The following is a 1,636-nucleotide window of genomic DNA, read 5'->3' on the forward strand; positions in this document are numbered from 1 at the left end:
GGCAATACCCAACCTTGTGGCGGCTTCAGCTTGGCTAAGGCCTTGCTCCAATACCAGTCGAACCGCCTCTGCCCGAAACTCTTGTGAATAGTGTTCTCTCGATTTCATTCAATACCCCCGATTGTCTCATCGTAACAATCGGGACGGTCTGTGAAAATCAGGATACCTCAGAGGCAAGCTGGGCAGTAAACGACACAAAGTGGTGGAACGTCAGGGCATACCACTCGCAGTGCTTGTCTCAGGCGCCAATCGCCATGACTAGATAATGTTTGAGCCCTTGTTGGATGCACTGCCGGCATTAGCAGGCAAGAGATGTCGACACACGACGTCGGCCTGACAAGCTACAGCAGACAAGAGGGATGATTTTCGCCGTTGCCGAGATTATCTGAGGCGAGGGGTATCAAGGCTCGCATTGCCCGACGAGGCATCGATAGTAATGAGCGATTGGGTTGTCATCGCAGGGTTGTAGGACGCATTCATGGTTGGCTGGCAGGCTTTGGGAAGCGACGAATTCGTTTCGAGCGACGGCTGGATATCCATCTCGCTTTCTTGACGTTATCTGCTTGCGCTTTGTTGAACGGTTTTGTTAGCGGCTCTAAGTGCGTCAGCCCTACGGGCGGGCTGAAAAAGCTGGCGCGTACGCGCCAGCAACACAAAAAGCAAATGTTAAAAACTAAATGTTAAAAACCCTTAACGAATACACGCCACGTGATGGAGGCTGTTGTCGTTGCTGTAGCCCGCGCTGGCATTGTGGCCCCGCGCTAGGGAAACAAGATTATAGAGCCCGAACGAACCAAGCGTGTTGGTCCAGTAGTAGCTAGTAATACCGCCACACCGGGCGAAATCCAGGGGCCACCCGTGAACATCACACATCTCAAAATTGTCTTGTTGGTTGATGCTCGTAGCAGACGTGCTCTGGATATACAGATTTTGCAGCTCTGCAACGGTTGGCAATCTCGCTGCGGGGGTCAGCCCTTTACAATAGGCATCGGCATCTTTCCAGGTACGTGCGTTGTTCGTGTCAGGAGGAGTGAACAACGCCAATGGTGCCTTAACCTCTACCTCAGCAGTAGCACTGAAGCGCTGACCATTGGCCTCACCGGAGGCGGTGATGGTCACGGAGCCTGCTGACACGCCGGTCACCATGCCCTTGTTTGCACCACTGCTGATGATGGTGGCTACGGCTGGGTTGCTGGAGCTCCAGCTCACGGCATCATTAGCGGTGACATCCAGTACCTGGCCATCAGAGAGAATGGCTTCACCTTTAAGCCGTTCACTCAACCCTATCGCCAGGGAGGAGTCCTGGGGGGTAATTTGTAGCTCAGTCATCACCGCACTGGTGATGGTCACCTGTGCGGTAGCACTGAAGCGCTGACCATTGGCCTCACCGGAGGCGGTGATGGTCACGGAGCCTGCTGACACGCCGGTCACTATGCCCTTGTCTGTACCACTGCTGTTGATGGTGGCTACGGCTGGGTTACTGGAGCTCCAGCTCACGGCAGTATTAGCGGTGACATTCAGTACCTGGCCATCAGAGAGAATGGCTTCAGCTTTAAGCTGCTCACTCAACCCTATCGCCAGGGAGGAGTCCTGGGGGGTAATTTGTAGCTCAGTCACCACCGCATTGGTGATGGTC

Annotated in this window: 2 protein-coding genes and 1 pseudogene; 1 reads left to right on the forward strand and 2 read right to left on the reverse strand. The window is 54.2% G+C overall.

Features of this window, described 5'->3' with window-relative positions; all coding sequences use genetic code 11:
- Positions 1 to 108: transposase (locus CUC53_RS05485; RefSeq protein ID WP_157798202.1), on the reverse strand; the 108-nt coding region annotated here is incomplete at its 3' end.
- A gap of 61 nt (positions 109 to 169) precedes the next feature.
- Between CUC53_RS05485 and CUC53_RS19175 the strand changes: the two are divergent.
- A pseudogene (locus tag CUC53_RS19175) lies at positions 170 to 582 on the forward strand (transposase); the annotation flags it as partial.
- A gap of 108 nt (positions 583 to 690) precedes the next feature.
- Here CUC53_RS19175 and CUC53_RS05490 read toward each other — a convergent pair.
- On the reverse strand, positions 691 to 1,636 hold a 946-nt coding region (locus tag CUC53_RS05490), incomplete at its 5' end, for an Ig-like domain-containing protein (protein ID WP_201796717.1).

The sequence above is a fragment of the Aeromonas cavernicola genome (genome assembly GCF_002795305.1).
GTDB lineage: Bacteria > Pseudomonadota > Gammaproteobacteria > Enterobacterales > Aeromonadaceae > Aeromonas > Aeromonas cavernicola.